Raw genomic sequence first — 18321 nt, forward strand, 5'->3', positions numbered from 1 at the left:
CAAACGAACAAATAGAGCAGATAGAATTTGCACTCAACCATCGTCCTAGAAAAACCCTAGGTTGGTATACACCGAGTGAAGTTATGTCTGGTTTTTATACTGTTGCACTTGCCGCTTGAATCCGCCAAATTCAAAATCTACAATTTAAATTTAAAAGCAAAAAACTTAGTTATCCACAACTCAAACTAACTGTTATTTTAAATTCAAAACTCTAATTAAAGCCAAATCAATCCATTCTTTCATGGTTATTTTGAGTCATTGAATCTCAGTGATTCACAGAAAATCGCTGCTACTCGGCAGTAATTTTTGCTTTGCTAATACATAATTCTTGTATTTTCCAGCCCTGAATATAGCGCCAGATTTCTTGAATATACCCTTGATCATCCGCCAAACCAATTTGAATCCGACAGTTAACCTGCTCACGATCAAACTCATATTCTTCTAATTCAACATTCGGTCTGATCGGTTTCCAGACACCATTATTCACTGCATGCTGAATGTTGGCATAACGTGTTTCACGATTTTCCACACGTGATTCTGCCGTATAAACGACTTTAAAATCTTCATCTTCATAGTGTGCTAACAGCTCCACATTGCCAGTAAAAAAAGCATTCACCCATGCATCACGTGCTTGTTCTAATTGATTATCCATCTTAATGATTCTCCTATATTTTTGGCTTAATGTAGCTCAGCATGACAGAACAATAAGTCAGTTTTATAAAAGTTATTTGGATGAATCACGACAACAACAAAAGCCAAACATAAAAAAGCACTCCGTAGAGTGCTTATGGTTATGCGGATGATTTGGACGAATTAAGCGTCAATATCTGCATTTAAGGCATTTTCTTCAATAAAGGCACGACGTGGTTCTACATCATCGCCCATTAAGCAAGAGAACATGCGGTCTGCTTCAATGGCATCATCAATGGTGACTTGCAACATATTGCGGTTTTCTGGGTCCATCGTGGTTTCCCAAAGTTGTTCCGCATTCATCTCACCCAAACCTTTATAGCGCTGAATCATCATGCCGCGACGCGAGTCCTGCAAAATGTGTTGCCACACTTGATGGAAATTGTTGACCGTAATTTTACGTTCGCCTTTTTCCAAATACGCACCTTCTTCAAGCAGCGTAAACCAGCTTTTTGAATTTTTCAGCAAACGTGCATATTCAGCTGAACCCAGCAAACCTGTATCTAGTAAATAAGTATGGGGCAAGTTGTGCACATATACCGTGATTCGTGGCCAATACGTTGCAGATTTTTGACCATCCGCATCTTCTTTTTCAAACTGTTCGATGCTTAATTCAGGACGCAAACCTGGCTGTAATCGTTCAATGCTTTGACGTAATTGCTCGCCCCATTGTTGTACATACGCCTGATCTGCTGCTTGATCAATTTTAAAGGCATCTAATTCTAATAAACCATCCAACAGACTTGCAGGATAACGCAGCGTTAAACGGCTCAAACTCTTTTGTGAAGTTTGATAATCCGCAATGACTTTGGCTAAAGCCTCACCACGAATTGCAGGTGCATCAGCACTCACATGCAGCTCCAATTCATCAATCGCATTAGAAATTAAATAGGTTTCTAAAGCATCGTTATCTTTGATGTATTGTTCCTGCTTGCCTTTTTTCAGCTTATACAATGGTGGCTGTGCGATATAAATATGACCACGCTCAACCAATTCTGGCATTTGACGGAAGAAGAAGGTCAATAGCAAGGTACGAATGTGTGAACCATCTACGTCAGCATCGGTCATGATGATGATTTTGTGATAACGCAGTTTGTCTGGGTTATATTCTTCACGACCAATACCACAGCCCAAAGCGGTAATTAAAGTACCTACTTCTGCCGATGAAATCATCTTGTCAAAACGGGCACGTTCCACGTTCAGGATTTTACCTTTCAGTGGCAAAATTGCCTGCATTTTACGGTTACGACCTTGTTTAGCCGAACCACCTGCAGAGTCACCCTCGACTAGATATAATTCAGATAATGCAGGGTCTTTTTCCTGACAGTCAGCCAATTTACCAGGCAAACCTGCAATATCCAAAGCACTCTTGCGGCGCGTCATTTCACGGGCTTTACGCGCCGCATCACGGGCACGCGCTGCATCAATAATTTTACCCGCGATAGATTTTGCCGCTTGCGGATTTTCCAATAAATATTCAGAGAAAGATTTATTCATGGCCTGCTCAACAGCAGGTTTCACTTCACTCGATACCAATTTTTCTTTGGTCTGTGATGAGAATTTTGGATCTGGCACTTTGACCGACACAATCGCGGTTAAACCTTCACGTGCATCATCACCCGATACCACAACTTTTTCTTTTTTAAGAATATTTTCGCTTTCCATGTAGTTATTTAAACCACGGGTCAGCGCAGCACGGAAGCCTGCCAAGTGCGTTCCACCATCTTTTTGTGGAATATTATTGGTAAAACAACGTACGTTTTCCTGATAAGAATCATTCCACTGCAAAGCAACTTCTACGGTAATCCCGTTTTCAGCCTGTGTCGTGAAATGGAAAATTTCATTCAGATGGGTTTTGCCTGCATTGATATATTTCACAAATTCAGACAAACCACCTTCATAGTCAAAAATATGTTCTAAATTGACACGTTCATCACGCAGTACAATACGCACGCCCGCGTTTAAGAAAGACAGTTCACGCAAGCGACGCGCCAAAATATCTACGTTAAAAATGGTTTGGCTAAAGGTTTCAGCACTTGGCCAAAAACGCACAGTCGTGCCTGATTGCTCAGTGTCGCCCACTACTTTTAAAGGATATTGTGGATCACCGTGACGGTATTCCTGTTGGTGAATTTGACCCGCGCGTTTAATCGTTAATTCAAGTTTACTCGATAAAGCGTTGACCACCGACACACCAACACCGTGCAAACCACCCGAGACTTTATAACTGTTGTCATCGAACTTACCGCCTGCGTGCAGAATTGTTAGAATTACTTCTGCCGCAGAAACACCTTCTTCAGGGTGAATATCGGTTGGAATACCACGACCATTGTCAGATACGCTGACAGATTCATCTTCATGGATAGTCACCAAAATTTCATCACAATGACCCGCCAAAGCTTCATCAATAGCGTTATCGACTACCTCGAACACCATGTGATGCAAACCTGTACCATCATCTGTATCACCGATATACATGCCTGGGCGTTTACGAACAGCATCTAGGCCACGCAATACTTTGATACTAGAGGAATCATAAGCCTTTTCATTGGTTTGTTCTGTAGTAGAGACAGATTGATCTTCTGAACTCATGGTTTCTCCCTAGTGAAAAATAGGTCTATCAAAAGATAAAAAAATTATTGCTCAACAGCCTGCACCGTTCCGTGATCGACCTGAAATAAGCGATAAGGAATCGACAACGCTTGTAAGTGTTGTTGCACGGATTGATGATCTAAAGTGGTAATAAAAACTTGACTACCCAATTGGCTTAATCGTTCAATTAAACGTTGTTGTGCGCTTAAATCTAATTCTGCTGTCAGATCATCTAATAATACCACAGTTTCCTTATTAGACGCATGCAGCATTGCAATCTGTGACAGTTTTAATGCCATAATCAATAGCTTTTTCTGCCCACGTGACAGCACCACATCGGCATCACCCATTGGGGTTTTTAAGCGTAAATCGGCGCGGTGTGGCCCATATTCGGTATAGCGACGTTCCACATCTTTTTGATGATAATTGCACAGATCATTCAACAAGCCTGTTTCGGTATGAAAGCCTGCGCTGTATTCCAGACTAATGTGTAAATCAGGCAATAAATACTGTAAATCTTGTGCAAAAAATTGCTGCCATTGTTCCACCGTTCCCAAACGCTGCCGATGCAAAATCTCACCATAATCACTGAGCATTTTGTTCCACGGTTCCAAGTCCGACAGACTTAAATGTCGCTGTGATTTAAGCAAACTATTACGTTGTTTTAAGGCACGTGAATAATATTGCCAAGCGTGATAAAACTCTGGTTCCACGTGGAACATCAACCAGTCCAACAGTTGCCGTCGTGGTTTTGCACCATGGTCAATAATATCGGTACTGAGTGGATCAATATGTTGTAAAGGCAGAATTTTAGCCAATTGCCCTTGGGTCGCAACAGGGTCGCCATTGACCTTAATCAACTGCTCACCCGATGACATTTTTTGCATGCCAATTTTTTCAGTCAATGACTGAGCAAATACAATCGCATCTTGGCTACTGTTCTGAATGTAATTTTTAGGAATATGGGTGCGAAAAGAACGCCCTGTCGCCAATAAATGAATCGCTTCTAAAATCGAGGTTTTACCCGAACCATTTTGCCCATAAAAGACGTTAAACGGCTGCAACTCATGAAGTGCAACCGCTTTTAAGTTCCGAACACGCTCGATATGTAAACGCGTAATATGCATGATTCAGCTAGATTTAATCTTGAAATAAACCGCTCACTTAAACACGCATTGGCATCACAACATAGGTTTGATCTTGATGTGCTGGATCTTGTACCAATACCGATTGATTGGCTTCGGTCATGGTCATCGATACATCATCGCCATCCAATGCCCCTAATACGTCCAATAAATACTGTGCGTTAAATGACATTTCTAAGGGCGAATCGGCATATTGAATCGCTAAATCTTCAATTGCTTCATCTTGTTCTGGGTTATTGGCACGTAATTGCAAGGTGTCCGCACTAAAATTCAGGAATACGCCACGCAATTTTTCATTACTTAAAATCGCCACACGCTGTAAAGATTGTTTAAATACATCATGCGCGATCAGCACGTTTTTATCACCACCACGTGGAATCACACGGCGATAATCTGGGAACTTACCATCAATTAATTTAGTGGTAAAACGCACGGTAATTTCTGCTTGTTCTTTGTCACGGCTTGGGGTGCGAATGGTCACATTCAGCAATTCACGCCCAATTAAAAGTGCCAGTTGTTCATCTTCAATGCTCAGCAAACGCTGCAATTCAGCCACAGCTTTACGCGGCACAATGGCTTGAATTAATTGAGTAGCTGTCGAAGATGCCGCTGTTTCACACAAGGCCAAACGGTGACCATCTGTGGTCACAGCACGTAATTGGTTTTCATCAATTTCTAACAAAGTACCCGTTAAATAAAAGCGTACATCCTGCACTGCCATCGCAAACGCAGTTTTTTCAAACAAACGCTTCAGCTCACGCTCAGTAACCGTCACTTGCGTACCTTGAGCATTTTCTGTAGCCAATAATGGATAATCTTCCGCAGGCAAAGTACCTAATACAAAGCGGCTATTGCCCGATTTTAAAATACAGCGCTGATCTTCAGTGATTTGCAAATCAATCAAAGCTGCGCTTGGTAAAGATTTACAAATATCCATCAGTTTACGTGCAGGCACTGTAGTTTCCCCTGCCTGTAAACATGCCCCTTCAGTCAGATTCGTACTGGCAACCAATTCCACTTCCAAGTCCGAACCAGTAATGGTTAAGGCTTGCTCAGTCACCTGAACTTTGACATTGGATAAAATATTTAAGGTATGGCGACGTTCAACCGCTCCTACGACATGTGACAGAACATTCAGTAAGCTTTCTTTCGCGATTTTTAAACGCACGGTACATTCCTCTAACAACTGAAGATTGGAGTATAAAATAGGTTTTTTAGCAGTGTACTATGCGGCAAAAGCTGCCGCATGGCAAGAACAGAATTTGAGCAAATTCGGTCAACTTTGCAACAATCGTTGCAGGTTTTTATAGTCTTCGTTAAAGATCGGATCTTCTTCGCGCAGGCTTTGTACTTTTTCGCAGGCATGCATCACGGTACTGTGATCACGGCCACCAAATGCCATACCAATTTCAGGGAAACTGTCGCCTGTCAGCTCACGTGCCAAGCCCATTGCCAACTGACGTGGACGCGCATAAATACGGGTACGTTTTGGCCCCACCAATTCTTTGAGCGGAATACGGAAATATTCACTCACGACTCGCTGAATATTTTCGGTACTGATGGTACGTGCGCGAATTGCCAAGACATCTTTTAAAGATTCACGTACCACATCTAGATCGATTGGGGTGCCTTTAAAACGGGAAATTGCCACCACTTTATTGAGTGCACCTTCAAGTTCACGCACATTAGCCACCACTTGCTGGGCAATAAATAAAGCACAGTTACGTGGTAAATCTACGGCGCTGCTTTCAGCTTTCTTTAATAAAATTTCAATTCGGGTTTCAATATCTGGCGGTTCTACCCCGACTGATAAGCCCCAAGAAAAACGTGACACCAAACGTGCATCCAATTCGGTTAATTCTTTTGGATAACGGTCTGAAGTCAAAATAATCTGTTTAGATTCATCCAATAAAGCGTTAAAGGTATAGAAAAACTCCACCAAACTGGCTTCTTTACCTGCCAATAAGTGAATGTCATCCACCAATAACAAATCTAAAGAGCGGCAGTTTTTCTTAAATTCTTCAACCTTGCCCTGCTGCAAAGAGCTGACAAAATCCTGCACAAAACTTTCTGCAGTCATGTACATCACCCGTGCATTCGGTTTGGCTTGCAACAAAGCATTGCCCACCGCTTGCATCAAGTGAGTTTTACCCAAACCTGTTGGGCCATACAAAAATAATGGGTTGTGCTGTGAAGCCCCCAATTGGGTCAATACCTTGCGACAGGTTTCCGCAGCCATTTGGTTAGAACGACCTTCCACAAATAAGGAAAAGGTAAATAACGGATTGAGTTGGCGTTTACGGCTTTTTGCAGAACTTTCTTCTTTTTCACGTTTAGGCTTGGCCACAGGCGCAGGGCTAGATTCCAGCGCAGCAGTAGTGGTAGCAGGTTGTTCACTGGCCGATAAAATTGCACCTGGACGCGAATCGACTAAAATTTCGACCTTACGCACGCGTCCCTCAGACAACTGCTCTGCCAAAATAGTAATCAATTCCAGATGATGTTCTTGAATGTAACGCGTCCAATAAGGATTAGGCGCATAAAGTTTTAATGTATCTTCAACTTCTTCTGCCACCAATGGGCGAATCCACATTGTAAAGACATTTCCAGAGAGCTCTTGTCGCAAGCGATTTAAGCAGTCCGTCCAAAGCATGTGAAACCCCTATCTAATCCATTTTTAAATTTAAAACTTCTCTCGACCGCCTGAGCGGGTCGCCATTCTAACCAAGTTATCCACATCTGTCATGACAAAATCAGCAAAATTGCTCAAAAAAGGAATCATTAAACCTGAATTTAAATTTGAAACGTGGTGTGGATAAGTTTATCCGCAAGGTGTGGATAAAATATAGCACAAAGTTATCCACATAGTATTAAAATTATAGAAACACAGATATCCACAATTCAAAAATTTGTTTTATAAAAGAAAAAGTGGGTTTTCAACAGAAAAATGCGTCCCTAATAGTAATAAATTTAAATTTATAAATTTGAATTTATTTATAAGAAACGTTGCAACTGTGGATAATTCAATCTGAGTTTAAATTTAAATTCAAAACCGAAAATTTTAAAATTAAACAGAATAAGCTTGTGGATAATTATGTGAATAATACTGTTAATAACTTATTAGTCAAGCATAAACAATTACTTATCTTGTGTATACTTTAATTTGTACGATCAACCAGTCAATTGAGCGAAAACTTGTTAAAAAGAAAAATTTAGGCTTATTTTGCAAGAAACCGTGTTTTTCATTGACAGCTCAAGCAATGAGCACTAAAATCGCGGACCTTTATAGAAAGATCATTTTTGGAGTTTCGATATGAAACGTACATTTCAACCATCTGAATTAAAGCGTAAGCGCGTTCATGGTTTCCGTGCTCGTATGGCTACTAAAGCTGGTCGTCAAGTATTGGCTCGCCGTCGTGCAAAAGGTCGTCACAGCTTAACTGTTTAATACAGTCACTCTGAACCGACTCTTGGGTGTTATGACAACACTTTATGGCTTCAGCACAGAGTTGAGATTACGCTGTGCTGCCGATTATAAAGGTGTGTTTGATGGTGCGCTTTTTAAAGTGCATCAACCCCATTTCTTATTTCTTGCAAAACATTCCGAACTGCCGAATAGCCGTTTGGGTCTTGTCGTTGCAAAAAAGAAAGTGCGTCGTGCACACGAACGAAATCGAGTAAAACGACTTGCTCGCGAAAGTTTTCGCTTACACCAACAGCAATTAAATGACTTAGATATTGTGGTAATGCCCAAAGTTGGGGTAGATACGGTATCTAATGCGGAATTGCATCAGCAATTACAATTTGCTTGGCAGAAGTTACAACGTCTCGCCAAAAAGCATTCAAAAATAGCTCCCTCCCCACAAAAGTAGAGATGGCCAATGGTACGTTTACTGCATTGGTTGATACGTTTCTATCAGATCGCGATTAGTCCTTTATTGGGACCACGCTGTCGCTATATTCCAACATGTTCTCAATATTCTTTGGAAGCAGTCCATACGCATGGTGCTGTACGTGGTGTGTGGCTGGCTACAAAACGTATTTGTCGTTGTCATCCGTGGGGTGGTGCGGGCTATGATCCGGTGCCGCCAAAAGTCATTCGTTTTATTTCATTTCAGCAAATAGATTCTCAAACGCATCACATTACTGTACCCTTTCGTGATCGTTTATTGAACCAAAATCACTCTAACCACTTGGGGTAATAGATATGCAACAATGGGCCAGGTTTGCAATTCTCGGGGCCATGTTTGTCGTCGCATATTTGCTCATTTTGGCGTGGCAAAAAGATTATGGAAATGCTGAAACAGCACCGCAGAAAAAAACTGCCGTTGTTTCACATGAAGTGTCTGCAGATTTGCCGAATGCCCAAACGGCTACAGCAGCTTCTGATGTACCGCAAGCAAATATTCCTGCACAGCAAACAACCGATGCCACAGCACCTGTAAGTCAGCAGCTTATTTCAGTACAAACTGACCTTTATCATCTTTGGATCAATCCGAAAGGTGGTGATATTGTTCGTGTTGAATTACTCAATCATGACAAAAATAAAGACAGTGACGATCCTTTCGTCATGCTGGAAAGCGATGCTAAGCGCACCTATGTCGCGCAATCTGGGTTAATCGGGCTGAATGGTCCAGACAGTAGCCGTAATGGCCGCCCAAGCTATGAAATTGAAAAATCGACTTATAGCTTAGCCGATGCCAAAGAAAGCAAAAATAAAGCGGGTGAAACAGTTAAAACTTTAACTGTCCCAATGGTATATAAAACTGCCGATGGTGTAGAAATCATTAAAACCTTTAGTTTTACTGAAGGTGAATATCCTGTGCTGGTGAATCACAAAGTGATTAACCGCAGCAGCCAAAACTGGCAAGGTCAGATGTTTGGTCAGTTGAAACGTGATAATTCAGATGATCCAGGCAAGTCAGATCAAGGTATTTTTACCTTGGGTACTTTCCTTGGCGGCGCATGGGGAACACCTGAAGAACACTACAACAAGTTGAAATTTGACAATTTTAATGACGAAAAATTGAATGTCGATGCAACAGGTGGTTGGGTGGCCGTGGTTCAGCACTATTTCGTGAGTGCATGGGTTCCAGGGCAGTTAAAATTGACGCAGGCCGATGGTCAACCGTATGCAGCGAAGTTGGAATCACGTAAATCTAGCGATGAAATGAACATCATTGGTTTTACCTCGCCAACCATTAATGTCCCTGCAGGTACGGTGGCAGAAGTTGATGCGACCTTCTACTCTGGTCCAAAAATTCAGTCTGAATTGAAAGATTTGGCGACAGGTTTGAACCAAACTGTGGATTATGGCTGGTTATGGCCAATTGCAAAATTATTGTTTATTGGTTTGCAATTCTTCCATGGTTTAGTGGGCAACTGGGGTTGGTCAATCATCTTATTAACCGTTCTTGTCAAACTGATTCTTTGGCCGTTATCGTCTAAGAGCTATCGTTCTATGGCGAAAATGCGTGTGATTGCACCAGAAATGCAGCGCATGAAAGAAGAATTTGGCGAAGACCGTATGCGTTTCTCGCAAGAAATGATGGCACTTTATAAACGTGAACAAGTGAATCCACTGTCAGGTTGTTTGCCATTGTTACTACAAATGCCAATTTTCCTTGCCTTGTACTGGGTATTGATGGAATCGGTAGAGTTACGCCATGCACCGTGGTTAGGTTGGATTCAAGACTTATCGGCAATGGACCCTTGGTTTATCTTGCCATTGTTGATGGGTGTGACCATGTATGTTCAACAAATGTTGAACCCACAGCCAACAGATCCAATGCAGGCAAAAATCTTCCGCATTATGCCTGTGGTATTTACCGTATTCTTATTGTTCTTCCCTGCAGGTCTAGTTCTGTACTGGATTGTCAACAACTTGATTACGATTTTGCAGCAAAGCTTGATCAACAAAAGTGTTGAAAAAGACCGCGCTAAACGAGAAGAGGCAACTCCAGTCAATTAAGTATGGCTGAGCTGCTGAATAAATCCGCTTAAGATGGTAATCTTAGGTGGATTTTTCTTTGCATACATTTTGAAAGTTTTAGGTGAATTTTATGTATAACCGCAGCACCATTGCCGCAATCGCGACTCCACCTGGCCGTGGTGGTGTGGGGGTGATTCGCCTGTCGGGACCAAAAGCCTATGCGATTGCCGCAGCATTGACCCAAAAAGACTTACCCAAAGCGCGTTATGCAGGTTTTCGCCAGTTTTACGATGCAGCCAATGAAGTCATGGATGAAGGTTTGGTGATTTGTTTCCCCAATCCTCATTCATTTACTGGCGAAGATGTGGTGGAACTACAAGGGCATGGTGGCCCAGTGATTCAAAATGCGCTGTTGGCACGTTTACTGGAACTCGGTGCAACGGCTGCCAAAGCGGGTGAATTTTCGATGCGCGCCTTTGAAAATGGCAAGCTGGATTTGGTACAGGCCGAAGCCATTGCCGATTTAATTGATGCCACTTCACAAGCCGCTGCGCGTTCTGCAGTGCGTTCCCTTCAAGGGGCTTTTTCCACCAAAGTGAATACTGTGCTAGAACAGTTAATTCATTTACGTTTGCATGTTGAAGCTGCTATTGATTTTCCTGAAGAAGAAATTGACTTTTTGGCCGATGGGAAAATCCTTAATTTGCTAGATGAAGTGGCTACTTCGGTGACTGCTGTGCAACAATCTGCGCGTCAGGGACAATTGTTGCGTGAAGGTCTGCAGGTAGTGATTGCGGGCAAACCGAATGCAGGTAAATCTTCTCTACTCAATGCCTTGGCGGGTATTGAACGTGCAATTGTGACTGATATTGCGGGAACTACTCGTGACGTATTGCATGAAAAAATTACCCTAAATGGCTTACCAATTACCCTGACCGATACCGCAGGTTTACGTGAAACAGGGGATATTGTGGAGCAGGAAGGGATTCGCCGTGCAATTAAAGAAATTGAACAGGCGGATTTATTGTTATTGGTCTATGACTTGAGCCAAAACGAAGATCCGTTGCAATTGGCACAGCATTATTTTGCTGAACATATTGAACCGAAGCGTTTGATGTTGATTGGCAATAAATGCGATTTAACTGGTGTACAAGCTACAATTTCAGATTTTAATGGTTTTAGACATATTACTGTGTCGGCCAAACAAGAAACAGGTGTTCAATCGCTCATAGAGGCGATTACAGCGCATGCAGGCTTTCAGCCTGAAGAAGATACCTTTATTGCACGTACCCGTCATTTAGACGCAATGAAACGCACGCAGCAGTATTTGGCTGAAGCACGTGAGCAGTTGGTGGTCTATCATGCGGGGGAATTAGTAGCCGAGTCGTTACGTCTTGCACAGAATGCTTTGGGTGAGATCACTGGTGATTTTTCTGCAGATGATTTGTTGGGCAAGATTTTTGGATCGTTTTGTATTGGAAAGTAATTTCAATTTTAAATAATATTCCAATACGTTCCATGAGTTCCATTGTGAACAAAATAGCATTAAGTTTTAGTGGCTTAGTGCTTTTTTATTGTCTTTTTATTGTTCCTATATGTTCTATGTGTTCAACTAGTGTTATGCTTTTTCCAGTATCTATATGGTATCGGTACTAAAAAAATAGCTTTTTTTCTCATGGGTACTAAATGATGTCAAAAAATAGCAGTCTTGGCTTTTCAACATTTAGAGAGCTTGAAGCATTAAAGCCAAAAGAAAAACGCTACTCGGTGAGATATACACCAAGTCAAAAATTGTTTATTGAAGTGCTACCAACTGGAGTCAAATCTTGGTGCTATCGCTACACGCTGAATGGTAAGCAGGATAAATTGGTTTTAGGGCATTACCCCGATGTATCTATAAAGGATGCTAGACAACTTAGAGATGAAGCAGCGTCATTGGTGGCAAAAGGTATTTCACCTAAACAGGATAAGACCAAACCCCAAAGTATTTTGTTTAAGGACTACGGTGAGCGTTATTTAGAGGAAGTCATCAAGAAAGACCGTAAAGACCCTTACAGCATGACTTTATATTTGAACAATGATATTTACCCGATGCTTGGGCATTTACAGTTAGAGCAAATCACGGTTGATGACGTACGCCGTACAATATGGCGCAAAAAAGAACAGGGATACGATTCAGCAGCCAACCAAGTTCGAGGCTTGTTAAAGCGCATGTTTGATTATGCAATGACGTTGGGATATGTACCTTATAACCCAGTCTTAGCTATTCCAGTACGCCACATTCACAAGGCAAAGCCTAGAGATAGATACTTAAGTTCTGATGAAATCCGCAACTACTACACCACCCTATTAAATTCACGAGTGTATAGAGCTAGAAAGCTAGGACTCATGTTGTCACTACTTACATTGGTTAGAAAATCAGAGCTACAGGCTGCAAAGTGGGAGCATATTAATTTTGATGAACGTAAATGGCTGATACCTGAAACCAAAGCAGACAGTAAGACAGGTCATAGCCGTGAAATGGTCGTTTATCTGTCAGATCAGGTTGTAGAGATATTTAAGGAACTTAAAACGATTGCTGGAGATGAGCCTTATGTATTTGTTGGGCGTAAATCGGGAACGCATGTAAGCCACAATGTTCTGAATGAAGCACAAAAAGCAGCGTTAAGACTTACCGATGTTGCACATTTTACCGTGCATGATTTACGCAGAACGGCGAGTACGCACTTAAACGAGCAAGGCTTCAATAGTGATGCAATTGAGGCTTGTTTGAACCACGCCCCTAGAGGTGTGCGAGGTATCTATAACAAAGCTATATATGAAAAAGAGCGCATAGAAATGCTGCAAAAGTGGAGTGATTATATTTTTAGCGTGATTTATGAGCCGAATTTAATCTTCTTTAATCAGGCAAAAGTTAAAAGTATTGCTTAAATGTTGCGCAACATTGTGGCAATTCTGTTCTTTAGTTTCAAATAGTTATGCCTTATAGTTATTCCCAGTGATTCAATGGGTTCATTGAGTTACTAAAAGATGAAAGTATGTACTCAAGTTTTTCAATCGGGAAATGAGCGAAAAAGAAAAGACCTGATACATACAAAGAAAAAGAGCCAAGCAACACCACATCGCTTGACTCTTTTAAAAACTTTGGCGTTTAGCAATCACCACATCGCTAAATGCCTAATCCCTTAAACCACGCCATCACAGGCACAAACTAGGAGAACTAGAATGTAACGAAGTCAAAGAAATTATATACATGAGGGTATTTCTACCATCTCATGCCCTTTTAGCATAGCATTTTTTATGCATCAATGCATAATTTTTATGCTTTTATGCATATTTCTTGTGCAGGCATGAGTTTTAGAACAATTCTTATAATTTGTATTTAATTGATAAAAAAGACTTTATTACTTTCTCCTCTCTAGTTTGTGTCTAGGCAAAATCCATTATGGAGCTGTTTAGATATGAAATTATCTAACCCACAAAATGAAAATATTGCATCTACTCAAGAAGAAGATGCACCAATCCGCTTTATGCGCCGCAAAGAAGTGCAAGACAAAACAGGCTTAGGTACTTCAACAATTTATGCCTTGATGGCTAAGGGGAAATTTCCCAAAGCCGTTCCTATAACAGATCGTTGTGTCGCATGGATTGAGTCCGAGGTAGACCAATGGATAGCCGAGCGTCTTAATGCCCGTACAGCCTCATTATCGGAGGTGTAACCATGCGTACTACACATCAACAGCAAGTCCTAGAACACCTTAAAGATGGCAAAACCATCACACAGGCGGATGCAATCCATTTGTTTAATTGCTATCGCCTTAGTGCAGTAATTTTGCAGTTACGCCAATTAGGGTATGACATCGTGACCCATAAAGTAAGAAATACTACCAAAAATGGCACGTATGCCCGTTATGAATTACAGGGAGAATAACAATGCCTAATTCAATCCAAAAAATCAGATCAACTGTAACGACACATCGCAGTAATTCTACGGCGGCATTTTTTGACTTACCGACTGATGCCACACCGCAAGACTGTAAAGAAATCAGTATCAGGCTTATTGAACAATGCCGCGCCGTATTGGTGAGTATTTACAACAGCCCTAAAGACCAAGAACGCCTATCTGCCCAACTTGAATTAATGGACAGCTTACTTTTTCAAGCAACTAACACCGTAAAACTTATTGATATTGAGAAAGCCGTAGATATGGCAATGGTACAGGTAGAGGAATAAGACATGAAAAAATTAAATACAATGAATCCGCAAGCAGACTGGCCAGCAGTTAAGACCATCCTATCAAGTCAAGTTTTTGACTCCTATACAACTGGGATTGAAGCAATTGAAAAGCTGATGGAAACCCTTAAAGAATTAACGGCGAAAATTAACAATACCCAAGATATTTTATTTGAGTACGGTTGTGGGCAACCTGAAATTTTTGCCATTAATAAACTGTATGAAATAGCCAATTTCATTGCGATGGATAAAGCTGCAGAATTAACCGACAGCCAGGCAGCCCATCAAGCCCGTTTAAAACAACTACCCCAAACCATTGATAAAAAGAACCCTCTATCCATAGACACCCTTATTTCATTTTTCACTAATGCTGTAAATGACTTTGACCTTGCCAAAGAAATTACTGTGTATTTATGTGTTTTAAGTGAGCAAGTCAGTCGTGAAGTTCGGGGGATAGAAAACACCTTAAAAGAGCATGGCTTACACGATGAAACACTGCATCACACCTTTGGAGATATGACAGACCTTGTTGAACTAGCAGGAAAGGAAAGTTTTAACTATTTTTATTCTATGCTGTCTTATTTTAATCAATTCAGAGATGAATTAATGGCTGCGGGTAACGGCGTTACATCGTCTAGCCAAGCTGAAATTATTTAATAAGGGGGCGGCATGACGGCATTTCACGAAGCCCCCAAAGGCATTACACCCAATAACATTCTAGCGCAATGTACCCTCATTGCGCCAACAGATAAAGCATATATTGAGTATTGGATTATTCAGCGTTTTGGTAGTCCTGAACAGCCGATTTATATTGATGACAGCATTGTCACCACCAACGGCGTTCGCTATGACTGCCCTATTGTTTTGCCTATCTACGATGGACAGCTGGAGATTGTTCAATACGCTTTGTTACAAAACAATAAGCCGATTGAATTAACAACAGATGGCAATAATCAAGCCGATGGATTAGCCAAAGGCTTTGCGAGGTATGGTCATTTTGACCATGCCGAGCCTGTTATTGTGACCTATGACCTAGGGGCATTTTTTAAGATTGCCCAAACAGGGTACGCCGTTGCTTTAGTTCTACTTCAAAACCTGTGCAGTTCAACCCCACCAGAGTTAAAGCCCCGTGATTTTGAACAGATGCAATTTGTGATTAATCAATTAGCGCAGGCAGGCTATCAGCAGTTATACATGCCTGTCTTGCCTGAACACCTAAGCGCATTTAAACCATTGGAGGAAAACACCGCCGTTAGGTTGCTACTTCAAAGCGAAGGTGCTAATCACATCGACTTAAAATGGGATGATTATGTTGATGATGTTAAAGCATTTTTAAAAGATAGTATTGAGCGATTGCCCAAAGGTGAGGTATTACCAAAAGGTCATTTAGCCAAGCCGTTTAAGATGGATGACAATTCATTTTTGCATATCATGGATAATGGCTTATATCTAATCAAAGAAAAGATAGGTGAGGACGGTGAAGTTAATCAGACACGTACCTTTATTTCTCATTCTATAATTATATTAGGTGAAGCTCGAAGCCCGAATAATGACAACTGGAAGCGCGTTATTCAGTTCTATGATAAGGACAACACCTTACACCGTCTGCTTATTCCTTATGAGCATTTCATGGGGGAGGCGCAAGAAGCCTTAAAGATTATTGCCAATCATGGATTAATGCCACCGCGCCAAGCATACAAGAAAAATGTATTTATCAATTATATTCAGGATTACCCAATCGAGCAGCGTTTTAGGTGTGTAGAACGGGCAGGATGGCATGGCTACTGTTTTGCTACTCCCAATAAAACCTATGGTAATAGCGAAGATGAGGAGCTGTTATTTCACACGGATAGCAAAAGTCCTTATACCGTTTCGGGGAGCTTTGAACAATGGCAGGAACTTAGTCAAATCATTGAGCCTCATTCATTGGCTGTATTGGCGTTCTCATGTGCATTTTCAGGTCAGCTTGTAACACCACTGGATATTGAAAGTGGCGGATTCCATATATACGGCACGTCCACAGATGGGAAAAGTACCATCACCAAAGCATCATGCAGCGTATGGGGCAATCCTAAGCATATATCGAAGTCATGGAGGACTACGGATAATGCCTTAGAGAATGAAGCCGAATTGAGAAATGACAGCTTTTTAAATTTGGATGAATTAAGGCAGGCTACCCCTAAAGCAGTATCGGATATTGTCTATATGCTTACAGGTGGACAAGGTAAGGCACGAAGTACCAAAGCTGGCAAAAACAAAGATTCCAAGCAGTTCGGACTGATGTATACATCCACAGGTGAAATTACACTGGAAGACCATTTACGGCGTGGCAATATCGAGCTTGATGCGGGTTTACTACTGCGCTTTGCTCATTTGTCCAGTGATGCAGAAAAAGGCTACGGTGTATTTGAGTGTATTAACTATGGCAGCAATTCAAGTGAGTTGGGGAATCGGATTAATGAGCTGGCATCAAAACATTATGGATATGCAGGCATTAAGTGGCTTGAGTATCTTACCAGTGATAAAGATGCAGTGATGCAGCAAGCCAAGAAATTATTAGATAGTTTTGTTAAACAGCATACTCAAGCAAAGAACGGACAGGCTAACCGTGTTTTACGCCGTTTTGCACTGGTTGCCGTTGCTGGAGAGCTAGCAACATTGGCAGGCATTACAGGGTGGCAGCAAGGACGCGCACTAGAGGCTGTAGCGCAATGTTTCAATAATTGGCTGGATAGTTTAGGCAGTGGTGAAAATATGGAAGAAACCAGGATTCTTGAACATATTAAAGCCTTTTTTGAAGCTAATGGGACAAGCCGTTTTCAAGAATTAACTGCAATTGGACAGAAAGATGGCAAGGTTATTCAACAATGTATTCATAACCGCGTTGGCTATTATGACCCACACCAAAAAGTCTATCTTGTATACCCAACCATGTTTAAAAATGAAATGTGCATCGGCATGAATGAGTTAAACGTCAAGAAGGTATTAGTTAAGCACGGCTGGATTGAGGAGTTTATTGAGGGAGGTAAGAGGCTATATGCGAAAAAGACTAGTAGCGATCTCCCCGACGGCTCACGTCCAAGATTGATGCACTTTAGCATTGAAGCTATGCAGAACATAGACAGTTAAATCTAAAAATAGATTTTATTGAGTGGACAAGGTGGACATAGATATAATATTTATAGCTAATCTATTGTTATATATAAATATTGTTGTGTCCACCTTATGTAAATATGTATATGTTAATAGTTGGGCATAAGGTGGACATGATTTAAGTTAAATATATCGTGTCCACCTTTTATATTTTTATGCCCACTTTTTTATATGTTATATAACCCATTGGTGGACATGATTAATTATTTAAAAACATATAGATAGTTATTTATATCCACTTTGTCCACCAAGTCCACCTAAAAATACACACATAAGTACTGATAGATTAAGATATTGAACAATGCCAAACGTGAATAAAGTAATCTTGATGGGTGTGCTAGGTCGTGACCCTGAAACTAAACAATTTCCCAACGGTGGCAGCGTCACCAATTTTAGTGTGGCCACCAGTGAACACTGGAAAGACAAGACCACTGGTGAACGCAAAGAGGCGTAAGCATCCGGCTAACACAGCCTTACCAAGCGATCCTATAAGCCTTAATTTAGTTCCCACCTAAAAACAAGTGGGGACTTAATCCATGAACATGGATATATATTCAGCAACACCTCCTGTTGCTA

16 protein-coding genes and 2 pseudogenes are annotated in these 18321 nt (G+C 41.2%); 13 read left to right on the forward strand and 5 right to left on the reverse strand.

The annotated features are described in order from the left end of the window. Positions 1-119 (forward strand): annotated as a pseudogene (locus tag AC07E5_RS10810) (IS30 family transposase); the annotation flags it as partial. A 170-nt stretch (positions 120-289) separates the two neighbouring features. Here AC07E5_RS10810 and AC07E5_RS10815 read toward each other — a convergent pair. The 5 genes from AC07E5_RS10815 to dnaA form a co-directional block, all read right to left on the reverse strand. Continuing rightward, complete coding sequence (locus AC07E5_RS10815; RefSeq protein WP_317097914.1) at positions 290-652, reverse strand: hypothetical protein; 363 nt, start codon at positions 650-652, stop codon at positions 290-292. Between the two features lie 161 nt (positions 653-813). Beyond that, entirely contained in the window at positions 814-3282 is a 2469-nt protein-coding gene (gyrB, locus tag AC07E5_RS10820) for a DNA topoisomerase (ATP-hydrolyzing) subunit B (RefSeq protein WP_154320151.1), read from the reverse strand. Positions 3283-3326: 44 nt separating this feature from the next. Next, on the reverse strand, positions 3327-4409 hold the full coding sequence (gene recF / locus AC07E5_RS10825) for a DNA replication/repair protein RecF (protein WP_317097915.1): 1083 nt from the start codon (positions 4407-4409) through the stop codon (positions 3327-3329). Positions 4410-4446: 37 nt separating this feature from the next. Beyond that, positions 4447-5595, reverse strand: a complete 1149-nt coding sequence (gene dnaN, locus AC07E5_RS10830) for a DNA polymerase III subunit beta (RefSeq protein ID WP_004969759.1) — start codon at positions 5593-5595, stop codon at positions 4447-4449. Positions 5596-5703: 108 nt separating this feature from the next. Continuing rightward, positions 5704-7080 carry a chromosomal replication initiator protein DnaA gene (gene dnaA / locus AC07E5_RS10835; RefSeq protein ID WP_004969761.1) on the reverse strand — a complete coding sequence of 459 codons (1377 nt, stop codon included), beginning with the start codon at positions 7078-7080 and terminating at the stop codon, positions 5704-5706. A gap of 660 nt (positions 7081-7740) precedes the next feature. Here dnaA and rpmH point away from each other — a divergent pair. The 12 genes and pseudogenes from rpmH to ssb form a co-directional block, all read left to right on the forward strand. Further along, on the forward strand, positions 7741-7875 hold the full coding sequence (gene rpmH, locus AC07E5_RS10840; RefSeq protein WP_000831329.1) for a 50S ribosomal protein L34: 135 nt from the start codon (positions 7741-7743) through the stop codon (positions 7873-7875). Between the two features lie 31 nt (positions 7876-7906). Continuing rightward, positions 7907-8299 carry a ribonuclease P protein component gene (gene rnpA, locus AC07E5_RS10845; RefSeq protein ID WP_004969764.1) on the forward strand — a complete coding sequence of 131 codons (393 nt, stop codon included), beginning with the start codon at positions 7907-7909 and terminating at the stop codon, positions 8297-8299. 9 nt (positions 8300-8308) lie between these two features. Continuing rightward, positions 8309-8629: a membrane protein insertion efficiency factor YidD gene (yidD, locus tag AC07E5_RS10850; RefSeq protein ID WP_178867911.1), complete on the forward strand. Its 321-nt coding sequence runs from the start codon at positions 8309-8311 to the stop codon at positions 8627-8629. A 5-nt stretch (positions 8630-8634) separates the two neighbouring features. Further along, positions 8635-10398 carry a membrane protein insertase YidC gene (gene yidC / locus AC07E5_RS10855; RefSeq protein ID WP_180064738.1) on the forward strand — a complete coding sequence of 588 codons (1764 nt, stop codon included), beginning with the start codon at positions 8635-8637 and terminating at the stop codon, positions 10396-10398. Positions 10399-10489: 91 nt separating this feature from the next. Continuing rightward, positions 10490-11845, forward strand: coding sequence for a tRNA uridine-5-carboxymethylaminomethyl(34) synthesis GTPase MnmE (gene mnmE / locus AC07E5_RS10860; protein ID WP_180062443.1), 1356 nt, complete (start codon positions 10490-10492; stop codon positions 11843-11845). A 203-nt stretch (positions 11846-12048) separates the two neighbouring features. Then, positions 12049-13290 carry a tyrosine-type recombinase/integrase gene (locus tag AC07E5_RS10865; RefSeq protein WP_171496853.1) on the forward strand — a complete coding sequence of 414 codons (1242 nt, stop codon included), beginning with the start codon at positions 12049-12051 and terminating at the stop codon, positions 13288-13290. Between the two features lie 530 nt (positions 13291-13820). Beyond that, entirely contained in the window at positions 13821-14078 is a 258-nt protein-coding gene (locus AC07E5_RS10870) for a helix-turn-helix transcriptional regulator (protein ID WP_045795960.1), read from the forward strand. A 2-nt stretch (positions 14079-14080) separates the two neighbouring features. Then, complete coding sequence (locus tag AC07E5_RS10875; RefSeq protein ID WP_180159152.1) at positions 14081-14290, forward strand: helix-turn-helix domain-containing protein; 210 nt, start codon at positions 14081-14083, stop codon at positions 14288-14290. 2 nt (positions 14291-14292) lie between these two features. Further along, positions 14293-14592, forward strand: a complete 300-nt coding sequence (locus tag AC07E5_RS10880) for a hypothetical protein (RefSeq protein WP_151829559.1) — start codon at positions 14293-14295, stop codon at positions 14590-14592. 3 nt (positions 14593-14595) lie between these two features. Further along, on the forward strand, positions 14596-15249 hold the full coding sequence (locus AC07E5_RS10885; RefSeq protein ID WP_498625465.1) for a hypothetical protein: 654 nt from the start codon (positions 14596-14598) through the stop codon (positions 15247-15249). A 12-nt stretch (positions 15250-15261) separates the two neighbouring features. Further along, the gene (locus tag AC07E5_RS10890) at positions 15262-17721 is read left to right on the forward strand and encodes a DUF927 domain-containing protein (RefSeq protein WP_498625466.1); all 2460 of its coding nucleotides are present in this window, start codon (positions 15262-15264) and stop codon (positions 17719-17721) included. A 325-nt stretch (positions 17722-18046) separates the two neighbouring features. Then, positions 18047-18193: pseudogene (ssb, locus tag AC07E5_RS10895) on the forward strand (single-stranded DNA-binding protein); the annotation flags it as partial. Between the last annotated feature and the right edge of the window lie 128 nt (positions 18194-18321).

It is taken from the genome of Acinetobacter seohaensis (assembly GCF_056431365.1).

Coding starts and splice junctions, on each gene's coding strand:
- mnmE (WP_180062443.1), top strand. CDS start 10,490: ATGTATAACCGCAGCACCATTGCCGCAATCGCGACTCCACCTGGCCGT.
- recF (WP_317097915.1), bottom strand. CDS start 4,409: ATGCATATTACGCGTTTACATATCGAGCGTGTTCGGAACTTAAAAGCG.
- AC07E5_RS10870 (WP_045795960.1), top strand. CDS start 13,821: ATGAAATTATCTAACCCACAAAATGAAAATATTGCATCTACTCAAGAA.
- AC07E5_RS10875 (WP_180159152.1), top strand. CDS start 14,081: ATGCGTACTACACATCAACAGCAAGTCCTAGAACACCTTAAAGATGGC.
- gyrB (WP_154320151.1), bottom strand. CDS start 3,282: ATGAGTTCAGAAGATCAATCTGTCTCTACTACAGAACAAACCAATGAA.
- AC07E5_RS10865 (WP_171496853.1), top strand. CDS start 12,049: ATGTCAAAAAATAGCAGTCTTGGCTTTTCAACATTTAGAGAGCTTGAA.
- yidC (WP_180064738.1), top strand. CDS start 8,635: ATGCAACAATGGGCCAGGTTTGCAATTCTCGGGGCCATGTTTGTCGTC.
- yidD (WP_178867911.1), top strand. CDS start 8,309: ATGGTACGTTTACTGCATTGGTTGATACGTTTCTATCAGATCGCGATT.
- dnaA (WP_004969761.1), bottom strand. CDS start 7,080: ATGCTTTGGACGGACTGCTTAAATCGCTTGCGACAAGAGCTCTCTGGA.
- AC07E5_RS10890 (WP_498625466.1), top strand. CDS start 15,262: ATGACGGCATTTCACGAAGCCCCCAAAGGCATTACACCCAATAACATT.
- rpmH (WP_000831329.1), top strand. CDS start 7,741: ATGAAACGTACATTTCAACCATCTGAATTAAAGCGTAAGCGCGTTCAT.
- rnpA (WP_004969764.1), top strand. CDS start 7,907: ATGACAACACTTTATGGCTTCAGCACAGAGTTGAGATTACGCTGTGCT.
- AC07E5_RS10815 (WP_317097914.1), bottom strand. CDS start 652: ATGGATAATCAATTAGAACAAGCACGTGATGCATGGGTGAATGCTTTT.
- AC07E5_RS10885 (WP_498625465.1), top strand. CDS start 14,596: ATGAAAAAATTAAATACAATGAATCCGCAAGCAGACTGGCCAGCAGTT.
- AC07E5_RS10880 (WP_151829559.1), top strand. CDS start 14,293: ATGCCTAATTCAATCCAAAAAATCAGATCAACTGTAACGACACATCGC.